This is a genomic window from Streptomyces sp. NBC_00370 (assembly GCF_036084755.1).
Classification (GTDB): Bacteria; Actinomycetota; Actinomycetes; order Streptomycetales; family Streptomycetaceae; genus Streptomyces.
Genome location: NZ_CP107968.1, coordinates 1623723 through 1643209, shown reverse-complemented (window position 1 = coordinate 1643209; position 19487 = coordinate 1623723). Strand labels below are relative to the sequence as shown.

20 protein-coding genes are annotated in these 19487 nt (G+C 73.2%); 10 read left to right on the top strand and 10 right to left on the bottom strand.

Going from position 1 to position 19487, the window contains the following annotated elements:
* Positions 1-62 precede the first annotated feature (62 nt).
* The gene (locus OHS57_RS06880) at positions 63-449 is read right to left on the bottom strand and encodes a hypothetical protein (RefSeq protein ID WP_328581376.1); all 387 of its coding nucleotides are present in this window, start codon (positions 447-449) and stop codon (positions 63-65) included.
* Between the two features lie 204 nt (positions 450-653).
* On the opposite strand from OHS57_RS06880, the gene OHS57_RS06875 reads away from it, so the two are divergent.
* The 4 genes from OHS57_RS06875 (at position 654) to fxsA (ending at position 4846) form a co-directional block, all read left to right on the top strand.
* Positions 654-1094, top strand: coding sequence for an Lrp/AsnC family transcriptional regulator (locus OHS57_RS06875; protein ID WP_041991745.1), 441 nt, complete (start codon positions 654-656; stop codon positions 1092-1094).
* Between the two features lie 65 nt (positions 1095-1159).
* Complete coding sequence (locus tag OHS57_RS06870; protein ID WP_328581375.1) at positions 1160-2800, top strand: amidohydrolase; 1641 nt, start codon at positions 1160-1162, stop codon at positions 2798-2800.
* 585 nt (positions 2801-3385) lie between these two features.
* Complete coding sequence (locus OHS57_RS06865; RefSeq protein ID WP_041991748.1) at positions 3386-4153, top strand: polyprenol monophosphomannose synthase; 768 nt, start codon at positions 3386-3388, stop codon at positions 4151-4153.
* A gap of 93 nt (positions 4154-4246) precedes the next feature.
* A complete protein-coding gene (fxsA, locus tag OHS57_RS06860) occupies positions 4247-4846 on the top strand; it encodes an FxsA family membrane protein (RefSeq protein ID WP_041991750.1) in 600 nt (199 codons plus the stop codon).
* 120 nt (positions 4847-4966) lie between these two features.
* On the opposite strand, the gene OHS57_RS06855 is transcribed toward fxsA, so the two are convergent.
* The 4 genes from OHS57_RS06855 to yczE all read right to left on the bottom strand — a co-directional run bounded on the left by OHS57_RS06855 (position 4967) and on the right by yczE (position 8418).
* Positions 4967-5341: an RNA polymerase-binding protein RbpA gene (locus OHS57_RS06855; RefSeq protein ID WP_003959706.1), complete on the bottom strand. Its 375-nt coding sequence runs from the start codon at positions 5339-5341 to the stop codon at positions 4967-4969.
* Positions 5342-5596: 255 nt separating this feature from the next.
* Positions 5597-6961 (bottom strand): MFS transporter, encoded by a 1365-nt coding sequence (locus OHS57_RS06850; RefSeq protein ID WP_328585012.1) that lies wholly within the window; start codon positions 6959-6961, stop codon positions 5597-5599.
* Between the two features lie 33 nt (positions 6962-6994).
* Complete coding sequence (locus tag OHS57_RS06845) at positions 6995-7753, bottom strand: glycerophosphodiester phosphodiesterase family protein (protein WP_328581374.1); 759 nt, start codon at positions 7751-7753, stop codon at positions 6995-6997.
* On the bottom strand, positions 7750-8418 hold the full coding sequence (gene yczE, locus OHS57_RS06840) for a membrane protein YczE (RefSeq protein ID WP_041991754.1): 669 nt from the start codon (positions 8416-8418) through the stop codon (positions 7750-7752). Before yczE ends, OHS57_RS06845 begins: the two co-directional genes overlap by 4 nt.
* Positions 8419-8517: 99 nt before the next feature.
* Between yczE and OHS57_RS06835 the strand changes: the two genes are divergently transcribed.
* Positions 8518-10017 carry an SCO1417 family MocR-like transcription factor gene (locus OHS57_RS06835; RefSeq protein WP_328581373.1) on the top strand — a complete coding sequence of 500 codons (1500 nt, stop codon included), beginning with the start codon at positions 8518-8520 and terminating at the stop codon, positions 10015-10017.
* 56 nt (positions 10018-10073) lie between these two features.
* Here OHS57_RS06835 and OHS57_RS06830 read toward each other — a convergent pair whose 3' ends face one another.
* Positions 10074-11729, bottom strand: coding sequence for a hypothetical protein (locus OHS57_RS06830; protein WP_328581372.1), 1656 nt, complete (start codon positions 11727-11729; stop codon positions 10074-10076).
* Between the two features lie 46 nt (positions 11730-11775).
* Positions 11776-11970 (bottom strand): hypothetical protein, encoded by a 195-nt coding sequence (locus OHS57_RS06825; protein WP_041991757.1) that lies wholly within the window; start codon positions 11968-11970, stop codon positions 11776-11778.
* Positions 11971-12198: 228 nt separating this feature from the next.
* Here OHS57_RS06825 and OHS57_RS06820 point away from each other — a divergent pair, with 228 nt between their 5' ends.
* From OHS57_RS06820 to OHS57_RS06800, 5 genes are all read left to right on the top strand, one after another.
* Complete coding sequence (locus OHS57_RS06820) at positions 12199-12591, top strand: ankyrin repeat domain-containing protein (protein WP_041991759.1); 393 nt, start codon at positions 12199-12201, stop codon at positions 12589-12591.
* 232 nt (positions 12592-12823) lie between these two features.
* Complete coding sequence (locus OHS57_RS06815; protein WP_328581371.1) at positions 12824-14242, top strand: HEAT repeat domain-containing protein; 1419 nt, start codon at positions 12824-12826, stop codon at positions 14240-14242.
* A gap of 111 nt (positions 14243-14353) precedes the next feature.
* Positions 14354-15472: a glycosyltransferase family 4 protein gene (locus OHS57_RS06810; protein WP_328581370.1), complete on the top strand. Its 1119-nt coding sequence runs from the start codon at positions 14354-14356 to the stop codon at positions 15470-15472.
* A gap of 20 nt (positions 15473-15492) precedes the next feature.
* The gene (locus OHS57_RS06805) at positions 15493-16677 is read left to right on the top strand and encodes a glycosyltransferase (protein WP_328581369.1); all 1185 of its coding nucleotides are present in this window, start codon (positions 15493-15495) and stop codon (positions 16675-16677) included.
* A 124-nt stretch (positions 16678-16801) separates the two neighbouring features.
* On the top strand, positions 16802-17164 hold the full coding sequence (locus tag OHS57_RS06800; protein WP_443042846.1) for a hypothetical protein: 363 nt from the start codon (positions 16802-16804) through the stop codon (positions 17162-17164).
* Here OHS57_RS06800 and OHS57_RS06795 read toward each other — a convergent pair.
* From OHS57_RS06795 to OHS57_RS06785, 3 genes are read right to left on the bottom strand one after another with little or no spacing between them, the layout of a single operon-like run.
* Entirely contained in the window at positions 17068-17964 is an 897-nt protein-coding gene (locus OHS57_RS06795) for a biotin-dependent carboxyltransferase family protein (protein ID WP_328581368.1), read from the bottom strand. The genes OHS57_RS06800 and OHS57_RS06795 overlap by 97 nt on opposite strands.
* Positions 17961-18578, bottom strand: a complete 618-nt coding sequence (gene pxpB / locus OHS57_RS06790) for a 5-oxoprolinase subunit PxpB (RefSeq protein WP_328581367.1) — start codon at positions 18576-18578, stop codon at positions 17961-17963. The genes OHS57_RS06795 and pxpB overlap by 4 nt, the downstream gene beginning before the upstream one ends.
* Positions 18575-19339 carry a LamB/YcsF family protein gene (locus OHS57_RS06785; protein ID WP_328581366.1) on the bottom strand — a complete coding sequence of 255 codons (765 nt, stop codon included), beginning with the start codon at positions 19337-19339 and terminating at the stop codon, positions 18575-18577. The genes pxpB and OHS57_RS06785 overlap by 4 nt, the downstream gene beginning before the upstream one ends.
* Between the last annotated feature and the right edge of the window lie 148 nt (positions 19340-19487).

The following is a 19487-nucleotide window of genomic DNA, read 5'->3' as shown; positions in this document are numbered from 1 at the left end:
CCGTCATGGCATGGGTGCCACAGGTGTGTTGCCGCCGGAAGAGGCTGAGCCGCAGAGCGGGCTTACGCCGCGCGGGCGATCTTGACGGGCCGGGAGGCCGGGCCGCCGACGTGCGAGAACGGCTGGGTCCGCCAGTCGAGCCCCTGAGGCAGCGTCAACAGCAGTGCCGTGTCCTGCTCCTGGGCGTCGAACGTGTCGTCGGCCGGCCGCGCCTGCGCCGCCGCCGTACCCGTACCGGCACACACCGACAGCACGAACGGGTTCCAGGGGGAGGGGCACAGCGCGTGCTCGGGCAGGGCGTCCTCGTCCGCCAGCAGCGCGATCGGCTGTGCACAGTCCGGGCAGACCACGCGGTACATCTCGAAGGTGTCGTACGAGTCGAACTCGTCCGTTTCGACGAGCTCGACGGGCTCCGGTCCGGTATTTCCGGCGCGGTTCAGCTTCTGCATGGAGACATTCCCCCTCGGGTGGGCCGACCAGGCACTTGTGGTCTCGACCACAGCAAGCACTTCCCTGCGTGCGCGCCGAGTAACCGTGCGGCACCGACGGACCGGTCCCGGGCCCTGTGGTCTTCGTCACATGCCCGTCGCAGGTGCCGGTGGTCGCCGCAGACGACTGTGCCGGAGCACGCCCGGGGGAATAGGTTGATCGGCATGGAGGAGCTGGATCGTCAGATCGTGGAGTTGCTCGTCAAGGACGGCCGGATGAGCTACACCGACCTGGGCAAGGCCACCGGCCTGTCCACGTCGGCGGTGCATCAGCGGGTACGCCGGCTGGAGCAACGCGGAGTGGTCAGGGGATACGCCGCCGTCGTGGACCCCGAGTCGGTCGGGCTGCCGCTGACGGCGTTCATCTCGGTGAAACCGTTCGACCCGAGCGCCCCCGACGACATCGCGGAACGGCTCGCCGGCATCCCCGAGATCGAGGCGTGCCACAGCGTGGCGGGCGACGAGAACTACATCCTCAAGGTCCGGGTCGCCACCCCGCTGGAGCTGGAGGACCTGCTGACCCGCATCCGCACCCTGGCCGGCGTCTCCACCCGCACCACCGTCGTGCTGTCGACGCCGTACGAGGCACGGCCGCCGCACTTCTGACCCACCGGGGCAGCCGCCCCCACCCGGGCGCGAACCACGCCGCCCGAGGCGCGAGACTTGTGCCCATGAACGAGAGCACCGCCCCCCAGAGCGAACACCGCACCGTCCTGCTGCGCGGCGGAGAAGTCCACAGCCCCGCCGACCCCTTCGCCACGGCGATGGTCGTGGAGCGCGGCCATGTCGCCTGGGTCGGCTCCGAGGGCGCGGCCGACGCGTTCGCCACCGGAGTCGACGAGACCGTCGACCTCGAAGGCGCTCTCGTCACCCCGGCGTTCACCGACGCCCACGTACACACCACAGCCACCGGGCTCGCCCTCACCGGGCTCGATCTGTCCGGCGCCGCCACCCTGCCCGAGGCGCTGCGGCTCGTACGGGACCACGCGGCGGCCCGCCCCGGCGACCGGATCCTGCTGGGCCACGGCTGGGACTCGGCCCGCTGGCCCGAGCGGCGTCCGCCGTCCCGCGCCGAGCTGGACGAGGCGACGGGCGGCCGGCCGCTGTATCTGACCCGGATCGACGTCCATTCGGCCGTGGTGACCACGGCGCTGCTCGACCTGGTCCCCGGTGTCAGTGGCCTCACCGGCTACGAGCCGGAAGCGCCGCTGACCGCCGCCGCCCACCACGCGGTACGCGCCGCTGCCTACGGCGCCGTCACCCCGGCCCAGCGCGCGGAGGCCCAGCGGGCCGCGCTGCGCCGGGCGGCCTCGCTCGGTATCGGCTCGCTCCACGAGTGCGCGGGACCCGACATCTCCGACGAGGACGACTTCGCCGCGCTGCTGGCTCTGGCCGCGGGGGAGCCCGGCCCCCGGGTGTCCGGGTACTGGGCCGAGCTGATCAGCGACGAGAAGGGCGCCAGGCGGGTCCGTGAGCTCGGCGCCGTGGGCGCCGCGGGTGATCTCTTCGTGGACGGCTCGCTGGGCTCCCACACGGCCTGTCTGCGCGAGCCGTACGCCGACGCCGCCCACACGGGCAGCGCGCACCTCGACGCGGCCGCCATCGCCGCCCATGTGACCGCGTGCACAGAGGCCGGACTCCAGGCGGGGTTCCACGCCATCGGCGACGCGGCGGTGGACGCCGTGGTCGAAGGGGTACGGGCGGCGGCCGACCGGCTCGGGGTGGCGCGGGTGCGGGCTGCCAGGCACCGGGTGGAGCACGCCGAGATGCTCACAGCGGGGACGATCGCCGGCTTCGCCGACCTCGGCCTGACCGCGTCCGTCCAGCCGGGCTTCGACGCTGCCTGGGGCGGCGAGGACGGCATGTACGTGGAACGGCTCGGCGCGGACCGGGCCCGCACCCTCAACCCGTACGCGGCGCTGCTGCGGGCCGGGGTGCCGCTCGCCCTCGGCTCCGACAGCCCCGTCACCCCGCTGGACCCGTGGGGCACGGTCAGGGCCGCCGCCTTCCACCGCACGCCCGAGCACCGGGTCTCCGTACGCGCGGCCTTCACCGCCCACACCCGCGGCGGCTGGCGCGCCGTCGGCCGCGACGACGCCGGGACGCTCGTCCCCGGCGCCCCCGCGGACTACGCCGTGTGGCGGACGGAGGAGCTGGTGGTCCAGGCGCCCGACGACCGGGTGGCCCGCTGGTCGACCGATCCGCGCTCCGGGACACCGGGTCTGCCGGACCTGACTCCGGGCCGCCCGCTGCCCGAATGTCTGCGGACCGTGGTCGGTGGTCAAACGGTCTTCATGCGACCGAACGAGTGACGTGCGGATATTTCGTACCGCCGACCGATGCTTCCCCGGCCGTGCGAACGCCTCCGGCGCCTCCCCGCTGACCTGCTGATTTAGCCGAACGTCGCAGGTCAAACGGCTGTTGACAGTGAGCGGCCGGAGGCGGGTAGGTTCGGCCAGGTCCACCACCGTACGTCCGTCCGGCAACCTCCACGCAGTCGTCGAACGCCGCTGGGCCATGGGGCGGTGTGCCGCACCGGCGCACCACCACTGGGAGCCAGGTCCAGCACCCGCGCCTCGGGGGCGAGGGAAGGTTTCAGCCGGCCGGCGGGTGTGACCCGGGTGGGGCCCCGGCGTTCAGTAGACAACGGCTTTCGGTTGGCCCGCAGCCAGCGGGCCCCAGGTCGGCCCGAAGGACGCCGGGACCCGATCCGCAGCACGGCTGCCCCGCCCTGCCGGGCGCCGGCCCCGCAACCGCGTCGCGGGCAAGATCACCCTTTCCGTACGACACCGGTCCGATTCGGCCCGCGCCGCACAACACCCGCGCACCGCGTGGGCATCGGGCCTCCCCGCGCTCGCTAAGCTGGTGCATCGGCGTACGGCGACTAAGGGGCAGTAGTGAACGACGGCGGTCAGAGGCGGTTCGGCCCGCTGGGCAAGGCCCTGGTGATCATTCCGACCTACAACGAGGCCGAGAACATCAAGCCGATCGTCGCCCGGGTGCGGGCCGCGGTGCCGGAGGTCGACATCCTCGTCGCCGACGACAACAGCCCCGACGGCACAGGCAAGCTCGCCGACGAACTGGCGGCGGCCGACCAGCAGGTGCACGTGCTGCACCGCAAGGGCAAGGAAGGGCTCGGCGCCGCCTACATGGCGGGCTTCCGCTGGGGCATCGAGCACGGCTACGGCGTCCTGGTCGAGATGGACGCCGACGGCTCGCACCAGCCCGAGGAACTGCCCCGGCTGTTGACCGCGCTCAAGGGCGCCGACCTGGTGCTCGGCTCGCGCTGGATGCCCGGCGGCCGGGTCGTCAACTGGCCCAAGAGCCGGGAGCTCATCTCCCGTGGCGGCAGCACCTACTCGCGCCTCCTGCTGGGTGTCCCGATGCGTGACGTGACCGGGGGCTACCGGGCGTTCCGCGCGGAGACCCTGGCGGGTCTGGGGCTCGACGCCGTCGCGTCGGCGGGTTACTGCTTCCAGGTCGACCTCGCCCGGCGCGCGATCGACGCCGGGTTCCATGTGGTCGAGGTGCCCATCACCTTCGTCGACCGCGAGCTGGGCGACTCCAAGATGAGCCGCGACATCTTCGTCGAGGCGCTCTGGCGGGTCACCGCCTGGGGCGTGGAGTCCAGGGCGAACCGGCTGCTGGGACGTAAGCCTTCCTGATTCCGGTCCGTCCCCGTGCGTTCCCGCCCGTCGCAGGGGCCTCATAACGGCCCTCATACGCCGTCGGGCGGCCAGGCCAGGCACACTGGACGTATGACGACCGCCACGCATCGGACCGCACCCAGGCGCTCGCGCGCCCGTACGCTCGTGCCGCTGGGCATCGCTGTCTGGCTGGCTCTGGAGATCTGGCTGCTGGTGCTGGTCGCCGGCGCGGCCGGCGGGCTGACCGTCTGGCTGCTGATCCTCGCGGAGATCGTGGTCGGGGCCCTGGTGATGAAGCGCGCGGGCCGCCGGGCGTTCCGCAATCTGACCGGGACCCTCCAGCGGCAGCAGCGCAGACAGCAGGGCGAGGACGTGGAGCCCGAGCCTGTGCCCGGCCGTGACCGCAACGGCTTCCTGATGCTCGGCGGGCTGCTGATCATGGTGCCGGGGCTGATCACCGACGTCTTCGGCCTGCTGCTGCTCGTACCCGCTCTGCGCACCCGGCTCGGCGACTACACGGAACGCACGCTGGAGCGGCGGCTCCGGGCGACGGCCGCCGCACAGCCGGGCGGTCTTGGCGAGGCGTTCGAGCAGGCGCGGATGCGGCAGCCGGACGGCAAGGTGGTCCAGGGCGAGGTCATCAAGAACGACGAGCGTGACCAGCGCGGCGGACCGCGCGACGACGGCCCCCGCCCGCCGCTCACCGGCTGAGCAGGCAAAGACCGCAGGCGCCGGAACAGGCAGAAGCCGCGGGCCGCGACACATGATCTGTGTCGCGGCCCGCGGCTTTTGTGTTGTTGTCTTGACTGGCGCTATGCGGTGATTACGCGATCAGGCGGACTTCCGGCTGTCGCGCGGGTGCACTGCGATGTTCATGGCGCCGGAGCGCAGGACGGCCAGCCTCTCGGCCAGCACCTCCTCCAACTCCTCGCGGGTGCGCCGCTCCATGAGCATGTCCCAGTGCGTACGCGCAGGCTTGCCCTTCTTCTCTTCGGGACCATCCCCGTCCACCAGGAGTGCCTGGGCGCCGCACGCCTTGCACTCCCACTCCGGCGGAATTTCCGCCTCTACCGAGAACGGCATCTCAAATCGATGACCGTTCTGGCATGCGTACTCCACCGCCTGGCGCGGGGCCAGATCGATGCCGCGGTCCGTCTCGTAGCTGGTAACCACGAGTCGCGTGCCGCGGAGAGCTCGCTCACTCATGAATCGTGCCTCCCGGGCTTGTCGCCCACAGGACAAATGTCGCTGTCGTCGTCATCCGGTCAACGTCCGGTCGGCGGTAAAGATTCCCGCTCCGGGTCGTGCGTCGTCCGTGTGCCGCCCCTTGTTGTACCCACCAGTGCCCGGTTTGTCACGTCTTGCAGGAGATGTCACCCGTCGTTGTGGCTTCTCAGGCATGCAGGAACGCTCCGGCTGGCAGGCCAAACGCGTACACTACCGCCCTTTGACGTCCCGCGTCTAAATACGCTCAGGCAGCGTGTTCCCCGCGGCGGCCACCGCACGCCTGACCGGCACCCGCGCCAGCAGCACCGAGCCGATGACGAAGAACACCACCAGCGAGATGATGGCGTCCCGGTAGCTGCCGGTGAGCTGGTAGGCGAGCCCGAAGACCAGCGGCCCGAGCCAGCTAAGCCCCCGGTCGCTCATCTCGTACGCGGAGAAGTACTCCGCCTCCTTGCCCGCGGGCACCAGATGCGAGAACAGCGAACGCGACAGCGCCTGGCTGCCGCCCAACACCAGACCGATCGCGGCTGCGAGCCCGAAGAACCAGACCGGCGCCTTCGCCGGCAGGAAGTACCCGGCGACCAGGATCAGCGTCCAGACCGCCAGCGATCCCAGGATGGTGCGCTGCGCGCCGTACGTCCGCGCCATCCGCCCCATGGCCAGCGCACCGGCGACGGCGAGGATCTGCACCAGCAGCACCGCCACGATCAGCGTGGTCTGCCCGAGCCCCAGCTCCTCCGAGCCGTACACGGACGCCTGTGAGATGACCGTCTGGATGCCGTCGTTGTAGACGAGATACGCCAGCAGGAAGGACAGCGTCAGCGGGCGCTTGCGCATGTCCCGCAGCGTGGCCGTCAGCTGCCGCCAGCCGGTCCCGACCGCGCCCTCACCGCTCTGCGGTACCCGCCGGTCCCGCAGTCTGCGTAGCGGTACGAGCGTGAAGGCGCCCCACCACAGCCCGGCCGAGGCCAGACAGATCCGCACGGCCGTCGACTCGCTCACGCCGAACGAGTCGTGGCCCGAGTAGAGGACGAGATTGAGGATGAGGACGAAAGCGCCCGAGGTGTAGCCGAAGGCCCAGCCGCGCGAGGAGACCGCGTCCCGCTCCTCGGGGCCCGCGATCTGCGGCAGATACGCGTTGTAGACCACCGTCGAGACCGACAGCGCCGCGTTCGCCACGATCAGCAGCAGCGCGCCCAGCAGATAGCGGTGGCCGTCCAGGAAGAACATGCCGGTCGTCGCCGCGGCGCCGGTGTAGGCGGCGGCGGCCAGCAGCGGCTTCTTGCGGCCCGTACGGTCGGCCGCAGCGCCGGCCAGCGGCATCAGCAGCACGGCGACGACCACGGAGACCGAGACGGTGTAGGCGAAGACCGACCCGGCGCGCACGGGTATCCCGAGCGGATGGACATAGCCGCGGGCGTCGGCAGCCGCCTTGGCCACGGACGTCAGATAGGGGCCGAGGAAGACGGTGAGGACGCTCGTCGAGTAGACGGAGCAGGCGAAGTCGTAGAAGTACCAGCCGTGCTGCTCGCGTCTGCGCTCCCGCGCCGCGCCGGCGGCCTCGTCCTCGCCGTCACCGTCACCAGGACCTTCCGTCAGGTCCACGGTCTCCGCGGTCACCGCGCCCCCTCGTCAGTGCCAGACTCCCCGCCCGGCGAACACCGCGCGCAGCGTCTCAAGATGATCGGTCATGATGCCATCCACGCCAAGGTCGAGGAGTTCGTTCATCAGGGCGGGCTCGTTGACCGTCCACACATGGACCTGCAGGCCGCGCTCGTGGGCCGTGCGTACGAACCGCTCGTCCACCACCGGGATGCCGTTGTGCGCGGGCGGCACCTGCGCGCACACCGCGCCCGCGCGTACGGGCACCGGGATCCGGTACGAGCGCAGCCGCAGCCCGAGCACCCCGCGGATGCCGTACGAGGTGGCGAGGCGGTCCCCGGCGAGCTGCGCGGCCGCTGCCACCCGCGCCTCGGAGAACGAGCCGACGCACACCCGGTCCCAGCTGTCGGTCGCCCGGATCAGCTCGACCAGCGGCTCCAGCGCGGGAGCCGCCTTGATGTCCACGTTCCAGCGCGCGTCGGGGAACTCCTCCAGCAGTTCCTCGAAGAGCGGCAGCGGCTCCCGGCCGTCGACCCTGGCCCGGCGCACCTGGTGCCACGGCAGGTCCCCGATCCGGCCGGTGCCGTCGGTGACCCGGTCCAGGGTCGCGTCGTGGAAGGCGACGAGCCGCCCGTCGGCGGTGGCGTGCACATCGGTCTCGAAGTACCGGTAGCCGAGCGCGGCCGCCCTGCGGAAGGCGGCTGCCGTGTTCTCGATCCCGTCGGCCGCTCCGCCGCGGTGTGCGAAGGGGATCGGGGTCGGATGGTCGAGGTAGGGGTGACGGTTCACCGCGGCAGTATCGCGCCCTCCGGTGTCCCCGCGGCGACCAGCGCGCTGCCGGTGGGGGCCGTGGGAATGGCGAAGACGCGCAGGAACAGCTGCGCGAGCGGGCCGATGGCGAGCGCGTAGACGACGGTGCCGACGCCCAGCGAACCGCCCAGCGCGAACCCGGTGGCGACGACGGCGACCTCCAGCGCCGTACGGACCAGCCGGATCGAGCGTCCGGTCACCCGGTGCAGCCCGGTCATCAGACCGTCGCGCGGACCAGGGCCGAGCCTGGCCGCGATGTAGAGACCCGTCGCCGCGCCCTGGACGACGATGCCGCCGACCAGCAGCGCGATCCTGGTCGCCGCTCCGTGCCCGTCCGGCACCAGGTCCAGCGTCACGTCCATCGCGATCCCGACGACGAACACGTTGGAGACGGTGCCGAGCCCCGGCCGCTGCCGGAGCGGTATCCACAGCAGCAGGACGGCGGCGCCCACGATGATCGAGACCACCCCCATGGTCAGCCCGGTCAGCTCGGCGAGCCCCTGGTGCAGCACACCCCACGGCTCAAGCCCGAGACCGCCCCTGACCAGCAGCGCCGAGCTGGCCCCGTACAGGGCGAGCCCCACGTACAGCTGGGTCAGCCGGCGGCCGAGCCGCGCTCCGCGCAGACGGGCGGTGATGGCCATGTGGTGCTCCCTGGTGGCGATGGTGGACCGGCTCATGTCACTCTGTGGCTGGTCGGCACTGACCGGCCATGGCCAATTCGGGGAAGGTGGACCGACTTCATGACCCAGTGGACATCGGCGGTGGGCGCCGCCCAGCTCGCCCGCCAGCTCAAGGCACAGCAGTCCCGTCCTGCGGGCCCCGGCACGCGCAAGCCGCCCGCCTACCGTGCGCTGTCCGACGGGATCCGGCTGCTGGTGCTCGAAGGCCGGGTCCCGGTCGCCGCCCGGCTCCCGGCCGAACGGGAGCTGGCGCTGGCCCTTTCGGTGAGCCGTACGACGGTCGCCGCCGCCTACGAGGCGCTGCGCGGCGAGGGCTTCCTCGAGTCCCGCAGGGGCGCCGGCAGCTGGACCGCCGTACCGGCGGGCAATCCGCTGCCCGCGCGGGGCCTCGAACCGCTGCCGCCCGAGTCGCTGGGCTCCATGATCGACCTCGGTACGGCCGCGCTGCCGGCGCCCGAGCCCTGGCTGACCCGTGGGGTGCACGGGGCGCTGGAGGAGCTGCCGCCGTACGCGCACACCCACGGCGACTACCCGGCCGGACTGCCCTCGCTGCGGCGGATGCTCGCCGACCGGTACACCGAGCGCGGCATCCCGACCATGCCGGAGCAGATCATGGTGACCACCGGCGCGATGGGCGCCATGGACGCGATCTGTCATCTCTTCGCCGGCCGCGGCGAGCGCATCGCCGTGGAGTCGCCCTCGTACGCCAACATCCTCCAGCTGATGCGGGAGTCGGGCGCCCGGCTGGTGCCCGTCGCGATGGCCGAGGGGCTGGGCGGCTGGGACCTGCCGCGCTGGCGCCAGGTGCTGCGGGAGGCGGCGCCCCGGCTCGCCTATGTCGTCGCCGACTTCCACAATCCGACCGGCGCCCTGGCCGACGAGGACCAGCGCCGACAGCTCGTGGACGCCGCGCGGTCGGCCGGCACGGTCCTGGTGGTCGACGAGACCATGTCCGAACTGCGGCTGGACCCTGACGTCGAGATGCCCCGGCGGGTGTGCGCCTTCGACCCCGCCGGCAGCACGGTGCTGACGGTCGGCTCGGCGAGCAAGGCGTTCTGGGCCGGCATGCGCATCGGCTGGGTGCGCGCAGCGCCCGATGTGATCAGGTCCCTGGTCTCGGCGCGTGCCTACGCCGACCTCGGCACACCGGTGCTGGAACAGCTCGCCGTCAACTGGCTGATGCGGACCGGCGGCTGGGAGGAGGCGGTCGCGCTGCGCCGCGCCCAGGCGCGGGAGAACCGCGACGCGCTGGTGGCCGCGGTCCGTGAGGCCCTGCCGAGCTGGGAGTTCGAGGTGCCGCGCGGCGGGCTCACGCTGTGGGTGCGCACCGGGGGCCTGTCCGGTTCACGGCTGGCCGAGGCCGGTGAGCGGGTCGGGGTGCGGGTGCCGTCCGGGCCGCGCTTCGGGGTCGACGGCGCGTTCGAGGGGTATGTGCGGCTGCCGTTCACCGTGGGCGGCCCGGTCGCCGTCGAGGCCGCCGCCCGGCTGGCCGCAGCGGCGCGCCTGGTGACGACGGGGGCGAGCAACGGCACGGACGCGCCCCGTACGTTCGTCGCCTGACGAGTACGGCCTGTCGGGTGGAGCGGGGCGTGGAACCCGCCCCACCCGACGGGACGTCAGCCCTCGGCCGGTACCGCGTCGGCGATCGGACCCGGCGTCCGGCCGGCCGGCCGGACGCCGGGCGGTGCGGGTTCCACGACGCGCTCCACGGCCTGGTCCGGGATCTCGTCCGGCAGGTGCTCCTCGGCGGGCGCCTCGTCCAGCGAGGGGTGCCGGTCGGGCAGCAGGTCGAGGACGGCCCTGCGGTGCGCCTCGCTCGTCGCGTCGTCGTACGGGTCGGGGGTGGCCGGCACCTGGAGCCTGAGCACCGGGCCCGTGCCGAGCCGCGCGTAGCCCCTGCCGGGCGGGACGTCCGGGGTGGGGGTGGTGTGCGGCGGCGCCCCGAGCACCCATTCCACCTGGGCGGGGGTGGCGGCGCCGAGGACGACCCGGGCGCGGGTGTGGGTCAGCACGCTCTCGGTCAGATCCTGGACGCCGTCGAACTGGTCGGCGACGACCACCGTCACATTCGCCGCCCTGCCGTGCCGCAGCGGCACCTGGAGCTGTTCCTGCGGGTCGGGCCGCCCTTCCACGGCGGCGAGATGCCCGAAGACGCTCGGCCGGTCCAGCAGGATCCACAGCGGCCGCTTGATGTCGTCCGGCGCGGGATGGCCGGACTGCCTGGCGCGGTTGGCGGCGATCAGCCGCCGCTCCGTCTCACGGGCCGCCCATTCGAGGCTGGAGGCGGCCCCGGCGGGCGCGCACTCCACGGCGAGCACGCCGGTCCGGCCGGTCAGACAGGCGAATTCGCCGTTCCCACTGCCCTCCACGATCAGCACGTCACCGTGCTGGAGAGCTTGCAGGGCGAGGGAGCGCAGCAGGCTCGTGGCGCCGCTGCCGGGCTGGCCGACGATCAGCAGATGGGGCTCGGTCGAGCGCTGGCCCGTGCGCCACACGACCGGCGGCGCGTCACTGGTCTCGTCGCCGGTTGTCACCGGAACCGTACGCTGCACGGCCCCGCCGTCGGTGAAGCCCAGCACCGTCTCGCCGGGGGCGGTGACGAAACGCTGGGCGGCGATGGCGGTGGGGAGCGCCGGCAGCACGGTCATGACCAGGTGGTTGGCTTCGTGGTTCCAGTCGAAGAGGTACTCCCTGCCGCGCCCCGACTTGGCGTGCAGCAGCTGTTCGATCCGGGCGCGGGCCTCGGGCTCGCCGTCCGTGAAGTAAGGGGGGTACGTCAGCTCCAGCCGGCTGAGCCGTCCGTCGGCGTCGAACTCGTGGGCGCCGAAGGCCGCTCCCCATTCGCCGCCGTGGGAGAACAGCGGGCTCGGGTCGTCCGGCACGGAGAAGTACGGCACCAGCGCCTCGTAGAGGGACCGGAGGCGGCCGGTCTGCGCGTCGTCGGGGCCGGCCGGCGCCGGCGTGCGGTCGCGTCCCTTCCAGGCGGCCGCGGCCATCACCGTGATCAGGGCCAGCAGCGGCCCGTACGGGATGAGCGCGACCACCAGGACACAGGCCGCCACGAGGAACAGCGCGGGACCGCGCCGGTCCTTGGGTGTGTCGGCCCACCGCTGGCGCCCTGCGGCGGCCAGCCTCCGCAGACCACGCGTGACCGTGATCAGCGGATGGAGAACATCGGTGGCGCTGTCGGCGGCCGTGCGCGCCATCTCGCGACTGCGAGCGAGCTGGGCGCTGCCGCTGCTCAGAATGCGGGGGAGTGGACGCCGGGCCACATCTGTCTCCTGGAGGTGCGGAAGGGATGAAGAGACGCGGGAATTGTCAGAACTTGATCCCGCCCAGCAGACCGGCGAGGCTCGCGCCGCCGGCCGTGATGCTGGGGGCGATGGCGGTGCCCGCCAGGTAGAAGCCGAAGAGGGCGCTCACCATCGCGTGTGAGGCTTTGAGCCCGTCTTTCCTGAAGAAGAGGAAGACGATGATTCCGAGCAGCACGACGCCTGACATGGACAGGATCATGAGGTTCTCCTGGTTGAGGGGACAGTCACCATGAGTTCTTCCATGCTTACAGAAAGTATCAATGCGACTAAAGGTGCAAATGAGTGAATTGTTGGGTATTTCACCCGACCGGCGTACAGGAACGTCCCGCTCCGGTGGCGGACCTGGGGCAGTACCCTGTCGATTCGTCGGTACGGCACGTACGCGCCGTACCCGTAGCAGGCCAACGACAGGAGAGGCGGTCCACCGATGAGCGAGGTCCCGGACCCCGGTGTGATCGAACTGGCGACGAAGCTCTTCGAGCTGGCCAGGCGTGGTGACACCGAGACACTGGCCGCTTATGTGGACGCCGGAGTCTCGGCGAACCTCACCAACGACAGGGGCGACTCCCTCGTCATGCTCGCCGCCTATCACGGCCACGCCCCCGCGGTCCGCGTCCTGCTGGAGCGCGGCGCCGACGCCGACCGCGCCAACGACCGCGGTCAGACCCCGCTGGCGGGCGCCGTCTTCAAGGGTGAGGACGCGGTGATCGAGGCCCTGCTGACCGGGGGCGCCGATCCTGCGGCCGGTACGCCGTCGGCCGTGGATACGGCGCGGATGTTCGGGAAAGAGCATCTTCTGGAACTGTTCGGGGCCCGGTGAGCCGGGCAGCATGACACCCGTCCCCCTACCGGCCGGTAGGCCGCGCGGTCGAAATGTGGTCGCGTCGGCGAAATGGCTGGGTCATCATGACGGCGGGTCCGCAACGGGCCGCCGACGAGAGGCTGAGAAAGATGGTCTGCACCAAGCGCACGACGACAGCGGGTCTCCCATGTTGCCGCGTGGCCTAGGAACGCTCCCCGGTCGCGTCGACAGCTTGATGTGAGGCTTGCCCATGTTTGATCCAGTCATAGCGCCGAGCGGCACGCTGCTCGGCCTGCTGCAGCGGGGCCGCGGCGACGGCACCCTGCACGCGCTGGCGGCGCCGCGTACAGAGGCGCTCGCCACCCTCAACCACTGCGTACTGAACGACCCGCGCCACGACTGGCAGGTCGAGAACCGTTCGCTGTACTACGCACGCCTCTACCTGGATCTCCACGGCGGGCTCGACGCGATCGACCACCACCTCTTCCGCGCCGAGGACCACTTCGACACCGAGGAGACCAGGACCGGGCTCGCCCTCGCCGTACTGGGCCATCTCGCCTCGTACGACCGGCGCGACGCCCTCGACCTGCTCAGGCGCTACGCGGCGACCGGCGCCAACTGGGCCTGGGCCCTGGACGAACTGGCCCTGCGCGACGACGACACGGGCCTGCGCTCCCTCGCGGTGCCCGTGCTCGCCCGCTTCCCCGCCACCCCCGAGGGCGACGCCGAGCTGGCCTCCGCCGTACGGGACGCCTTCGAACCCCGGCCCTGGCGGCTGTGGGCCGAAGACCCGCGCGCCGCCGTCGGCGGCCGGATCAAGGCCGCAGGCGAACAAGGCTCCTTCGACCGATGGCAACGCCAGATGCGCCCCAGCGGACCGCGCCCCGGCTGGAGCGTCCAGGCGGTGTTCGACTGGGCCCAGCAGGGCATCGAGCGCGGCAGCGAACTCCACGTACCGGCCGCCAGGTGCCTGAGCGCCGTGGCCGGACCCGAGGACAGGCCCGCCATCGTCGAGGCCGCCCGCAGCGGCCCCGAAGGCGCCCGCTGCGCCGCGCTCCACTATCTCGCCCAGATCGCCGACCCCGTCGTGCTCGACCTGATCGAAACGGCGGCCGGCGGCCTGGAACGCACGGTCTCCGACGCGGCCGTCTCCGCGTTCGAGCGGATGTGCGGTGACGAGGCCGTCGACCGGGCCCGTGGCTGGATCCACCGGCCCGACGCACTCGGCGCCTCCGCCGCAGGGGTGCTCGCCTCACGCGGCACCCCCCAGGACGCCCAGCTCGTGCTCGGCGCGCTGCGCGAGACCGTACGGGCCGAGGGCCCCGACGCCCAGCCGCTGTGGACCCTCGTCGACGGGGCGGGCCGGCTCGGCATCGCCTGCGCGGCGCCCGTCCTGCGCCACGTCTACCGCGAGACCGCCTCCTCACATCTGCGCGGCCGCACCGCCAGGGCGCTGGCGGCCACCGACCCCTCGTATGCCACGGGCTTCGCCGTCGAATGCCTGTGGGACTGCGAGGAGACCACCCGCGAGGTCGCGGCCCTGCACGCGGAGACCGGCGACGTACGCGTCGCCGAACGGCTCAGGCGGCTGGCCGCCGACCCCGCGGAGGAGGCCGAGGTGCAGACGGCGGTCCGCAGCAGAATGGGGCCCGACGCGGCGGCGCTGTGAAGATGGCCGACAAGAGACCCTGAGGGGTCGAAGGCGAATGCTCACGGGACGTTCCCCACGCGGAAAGATCCACGTTGGCAGGGACACGTCCCGTGAGACGACAACACGGGTATGCGTGTCGTCATCGTCACCGAGTCCTTCCCGCCAGATGTCAACGGCGTAGCCCACTGCGCCCTGCAGACCGCGCGGCACCTCGCCGCACGCGGCCACGATCCGCTCGTCATCGCCCCCGCCGTGGCCGGCGCCGGGGCGTTCGACGCACCGTGCCCCGTGGTGCGTGTGCCCTCCGTCCCCCTCCCCGGCTACCCGCAGGTGCGGGTGGCTCTCCCCAGCAGGCGGGTGGCGGCGACCATTGCCGCCCACCGCGCCGACCTCGTCCACCTGGCGAGCCCCTTCATCCTCGGCGCCCGCGGCATGACAGCGGCCACCCGGCTGCGCCTGCCCGCCGTCGCCGTCTACCAGACCGACCTCGCGGGTTACGCCCGTACCTACGTCGGCGCCGGCGAGGCGGCGGCCTGGCGCCGGCTGCGCGCCGTCCACTGCGCCGCCGACCTCACGCTCGCCCCGTCCAGCGCCGCCGTCCGTGACCTCACCGAGCACGGCGTCCCGCGCGTACGGCTCTGGCGGCGCGGCGTGGACGCCGTACGGTTCCGGCCGGAGCTGCGGGACGTGGCACTGCGCCGGCGCTTCGCCCCGAACGGCGAGCTGATCGTCGGCTACGTCGGCCGTCTCGCCCCCGAGAAGCAGGTCGAACTCCTCGCCGGAGTCAGCGCACTGCCCGGCGTACGGGTGGTGATCGTCGGGGACGGCCCCAGCGAGACCGCGCTGCGCGGGGTGCTGCCACGGGCCCTGTTCCTCGGCCGCACCACGGGGGACGAACTGGCCCGGGTCTTCGCCTCCTTCGACGTCTTCGCGCACACCGGCCCCTTCGAGACCTTCTGCCAGACCGTGCAGGAGGCCATGGCGAGCGGGGTGCCGGTGATCGCCCCAGCCGCCGGCGGCCCCCTCGACCTCGTCGACCACGGCCGTACCGGACTGCTGGTCACACCGCAGGACGCCGACGCCGTCACCCAGGCGGTACGCGACCTCGCCCACGCCCCCGCGCTGCGCGCCGCCTTCGGCGCCGCGGGCCGCGCCACGGTCGAGAGCAGGACCTGGGCGGCGGTCGGGGACCAGCTCATCGACCACTACGGCGCCGTGGTCGGCGCCCGCACGGCGGTGGTCGCGTGAACGCGCTACGGATCGTACGCATGGCGAACTTCGTCACCCCCTCCTCCGGAGGGCTGCGCACCGCCCTCCAGGAACTCGGCAGCGGCTATCTCGCCGCCGGTCACGAACCCGTCCTGATCGTCCCCGGCGAGCGCGCCTCCGACCGGAACACCGTGCAGGGGCGCGTGATCACCGTCCCGGGCCCGGTACTGCCGGGCACCGGCGGCTACCGGGTGCTGACCGCCCGGCGCGGCGTGCGCGACCTGCTCGAATCACTCGCGCCCGACCGGCTCGAAGTGTCCGACAGGACCACCTTGCGCTGGACGGGGGAGTGGGCACGCCGGCACCGCGTCCCGTCCGTCATGGTCTCCCACGAGACCGCCGACGGCGTCCTGCGCACCTGGGGAGTACCGGGGGCGGCGGCGGGCCGCACGGCCGACCGGATCAACGCGCGCAGCGCCTGGGCGTATTCGCGGATCGTGTGCACCACCGAGTGGTCCGAGCGGGAGTTCCTGCGGATCGGCGCCCGCAACGTGGTCCGCGCGCCGCTCGGCGTCGACCTGGTCCGCTGCCGGCCGGACCGGCGCAGCACCGCGCTGCGCGAGAGGTACGCGCGGGGCGCCGATGTGCTCCTGCTGCTCGGCTCCCGGCTCTCGGTGGAGAAGCGGCCGGGCACGGCCCTCGACGCGCTCGCCGAACTGCGCGCCCGTGGGGTGAGCGCGGTGCTGGTCGTCGCGGGCGACGGACCGCTGCGGCCGGGACTCGTCCGCAGGGCGCGGGCGCAGCGGCTGCCCGCGCTGTTCCTCGGCCACGTCGGGGACCGCGAATCGATGGCCGACCTCCAGGCGTCGGCCGACATCTGTCTGGCGCCTGGCCCCGCCGAGACCTTCGGGCTGTCGGCCCTGGAGGCGCTGGCCTCCGGCACGCCGGTGGTCGCGAGCGCTTCGTCGGCGCTGCCCGAGGTCATCGGGGACGCGGGCCTCGCGGCGGCCGACCAGGGCGCCGCGTTCGCCGACGCCGTACAGGACCTGCTGGAGCGGCCGGAGCGGGCGCGCCGGGAGGCGGCCAGGACCCGCGCGGAGCTGTTCAGCTGGAGCAACGCGGTCAACGCCTTCCTCGCCGCCCACGACACGGCGCCGCTGCGCGCACCGGAGCCCGTCGCGCCGCCGGAGCCGACCGCCCCGGCTGTACGCGCCGTACGCCGCCCGGACGGGGCACCACGATGACCACACCGGCCTCAACGGCGGGGCCCCCGCGCGCCGTACGGTTCGCCGCGCTCGGAGACTCACTGACCTCGGGCGTCGGCGACCCCCTGGCGGACGGCCGCGGACGGGGCTGGGCGGCGCTGCTGTGCGGTGGCGGGGGTTCGTCCTCGGGGCGCCGCCCGCCCTCACGACCGACCGGCCGCCGCCGAGCCGGCTCGCCGCCTGGCGCTGGCTCGCCACGGCAGGCACCGGCTGGGTGGTACGCCGGTGCCGGGACCTGCTGCCGGACCTGCTGCGGCTCGCCGCCGACGAGGTGCGGCACCGGGCGCGCGGCACCGGCGCCCGGCTCGACCGGCGCGCCGAACTGGCGCTCTCCCGCGCGCTGGCCGCCCTGACGCCCCTGCCGGCCGTTCAGCGCCCCACCGGCACGAACCGTACGGGCGTCCCCGGCACGGCCTGTGCCGCACCCGCCAGGTCCGCCGCCCTGACGACGGCGATCACCGGATAGCCGCCGGTGGTCGGCCGGTCGGCGAGGAACACCAGCGGACAGCCGTCGGGCGGTACTTGTACGGCGCCGGTCACCATGCCCTCGCTCGGCAGCTCGTCGTGCACGGCGCGCTCCAGCGAAGGGCCCAGGGTGCGCAGCCCGATGCGGTTGCTGGCCGGGGACACGCGGTACACGTGGGTCGCGAGCGTGCGCAGCGCGCCCTCGGTGAACCAGTCGTCGCGCGGTCCGAGTCCGACCCGCAGCACCAACTCGGCGGGCGGGGCCGGCCAGGGCGCCGCGTCGACCGGCGGCGCCGGGCGGCGCACCGGGCCGAGCGGCAGCACGGCGCCCGCCTCGGCCGGCGCGGGGCCGAGGCCGGACAGCAGGTCGGTCGAGCGGCTGCCGAGCACGGGCGCCACGGCGATCCCGCCGCCGAACGCCACGTAACCGCGTACCCCGGACACGGCGGGTCCGACGTCCAGCAGGGCGCCCGCCGCGACCCGTACCGCCGTACCCCAGGCGACCGGACGGCCGTCCACGGTGACCGGGCACGGCGCACCGCCGACCGCCACGGTGACGGGACGGTCCGGCCGTACCGCGCATCCGGTGACGGTCGTCTCCAGGACCGCCGCGTTCGGGTCGTTCCCCACCAGCCGGTTGACGAGCCGCAGGGCGGGCAGGTCGAGCGCCCCGGAATGTGCCACTCCGAGCTGGGCGTATCCGGGGCGGCCCAGATCCTGCACGGTGGTCAGCGCCCCGGCCCGTACGACGGTCAGACTGCCGTCGGTCCGATCGCGACCGGCCGTCGCGCCGCCGGTCATCGGCCGGCCGCCACGAACCGCACCCGGGTGCCGGGCATCAGCAGCGCGGCCGGCTCACGGTCCGCGTCCCAGAGGACGGCGTCCGTCGTGCCGATCAGCTGCCAACCCCCGGGGGACGAGCGCGGATACACCCCGGTGTACGGGCCCGCGAGGCCCACCGAGCCCGCCGGCACCGAGGTGCGCGGCGTGGCCCTGCGCGGTACGGCGCGGCCCTCCGGCAGACCGGTGAGATAACCGAAGCCGGGCGCGAACCCGCAGAAGGCGACGCGGAATTCGGCCGCCGTATGGATCCGTACGACCTCCTGCGGCGCGACACCCCACAGCGCGGCGACGTCCGCCAGGTCGGGACCGTCGTAGCGGACGGGCAGCTCGACGGCGGGTCCGGCGTGCGGGTCGACGGGCGGCAGTTCCCAGCGGGTCAACAGCGCGCCCAGCGCCGCCGGATCGGCGACGCCGTCGAGCAGTACGGTGCGGGCGGCCGGGACGATCTCCCGTACCTCCGGCAGCGTTCCGTCGTCCCTGCGCCGCAGCAGCTCGGCATGGAGCGCGGCCGTCTGCGCACCGTCGGCCAGCTCCACCAGCAGCGCGTGGTCGCCGAAGGGGAGGGCCCTCATACGAAGGCCTCCACCCGGACGCCGGACGCCTCAAGTTCGGCGCGTACCCGGCGGGCGAGTTCGACGGCGCCGTGCGTGTCGCCGTGCAGGCACAGCGAGCGCGCGGACACGGCGACCGTGTGCCCGTCGAGCGAGGTGACCTCGCCGTCCGCCGCCATCCGTACGGCCCGCGCGACGACTGCGGCCGGGTCGGTGATCACGGCCCCGTCCTGGCGGCGCGGCACCAGCGTCCCCCCGGCGGTGTACGCGCGGTCGGCGAACGCCTCGGCCACGACCGGCAGTCCGGCCGCCGCCGCCTTCGCGTGCAGCACCGAGCCGGGCAGGCCGAGCACCGGCAGCCGCCCGCCGGCCAGCAGCACACCGGCGACGACCGCCTCGGCCTGCTCCTCGTCGTGCATCGCGCGGTTGTAGAGCGCGCCGTGCGGCTTGACGTAACCGACGCCGGCGCCCCCCGCCTTGGCGAACACCTCCAGCGCGCCGATCTGGTAGGCGACCTCGGCGGCCAGCTCGTCCGGCGGCACGTCCATGGAGCGCCGGCCGAATCCGGCGAGATCGCGGTACGAGACCTGGGCGCCGATCCGTACGCCCCGCTCGGCGGCCCAGGAACAGACGCGTCGCATGGTGGCCGGGTCGCCCGCGTGGAAGCCGCACGCCACATTGGCGCTGGTGACCACGGAGAGCAGCGCCTCGTCCTCGGTCAGCTTCCAGCGGCCGAAGCCCTCGCCGAGGTCGGCGTTGAGATCGATGGACGCCCAGGACATGGAGTCACCTTCCGACAGGCACACATGAGAGGTTCGTTGAACGATCCCAGGAACGATCCCAGACGACAGCGCACCGCTCGGCCGCGCCGGCACGGCGAAACGGGCGAACTGACGCGCGGTGCGCCGGTCGTACGGCGGTTCGCCCGCC

Coding starts and splice junctions, on each gene's coding strand:
- OHS57_RS06880 (WP_328581376.1), bottom strand. CDS start 449: ATGCAGAAGCTGAACCGCGCCGGAAATACCGGACCGGAGCCCGTCGAG.
- OHS57_RS06875 (WP_041991745.1), top strand. CDS start 654: ATGGAGGAGCTGGATCGTCAGATCGTGGAGTTGCTCGTCAAGGACGGC.
- OHS57_RS06870 (WP_328581375.1), top strand. CDS start 1,160: ATGAACGAGAGCACCGCCCCCCAGAGCGAACACCGCACCGTCCTGCTG.
- fxsA (WP_041991750.1), top strand. CDS start 4,247: ATGACGACCGCCACGCATCGGACCGCACCCAGGCGCTCGCGCGCCCGT.
- OHS57_RS06855 (WP_003959706.1), bottom strand. CDS start 5,341: ATGAGTGAGCGAGCTCTCCGCGGCACGCGACTCGTGGTTACCAGCTAC.
- yczE (WP_041991754.1), bottom strand. CDS start 8,418: ATGGCCATCACCGCCCGTCTGCGCGGAGCGCGGCTCGGCCGCCGGCTG.
- OHS57_RS06835 (WP_328581373.1), top strand. CDS start 8,518: ATGACCCAGTGGACATCGGCGGTGGGCGCCGCCCAGCTCGCCCGCCAG.
- OHS57_RS06825 (WP_041991757.1), bottom strand. CDS start 11,970: ATGATCCTGTCCATGTCAGGCGTCGTGCTGCTCGGAATCATCGTCTTC.
- OHS57_RS06820 (WP_041991759.1), top strand. CDS start 12,199: ATGAGCGAGGTCCCGGACCCCGGTGTGATCGAACTGGCGACGAAGCTC.
- OHS57_RS06815 (WP_328581371.1), top strand. CDS start 12,824: ATGTTTGATCCAGTCATAGCGCCGAGCGGCACGCTGCTCGGCCTGCTG.
- OHS57_RS06810 (WP_328581370.1), top strand. CDS start 14,354: ATGCGTGTCGTCATCGTCACCGAGTCCTTCCCGCCAGATGTCAACGGC.
- OHS57_RS06805 (WP_328581369.1), top strand. CDS start 15,493: ATGGCGAACTTCGTCACCCCCTCCTCCGGAGGGCTGCGCACCGCCCTC.
- OHS57_RS06795 (WP_328581368.1), bottom strand. CDS start 17,964: ATGACCGGCGGCGCGACGGCCGGTCGCGATCGGACCGACGGCAGTCTG.
- pxpB (WP_328581367.1), bottom strand. CDS start 18,578: ATGAGGGCCCTCCCCTTCGGCGACCACGCGCTGCTGGTGGAGCTGGCC.
- OHS57_RS06785 (WP_328581366.1), bottom strand. CDS start 19,339: ATGTCCTGGGCGTCCATCGATCTCAACGCCGACCTCGGCGAGGGCTTC.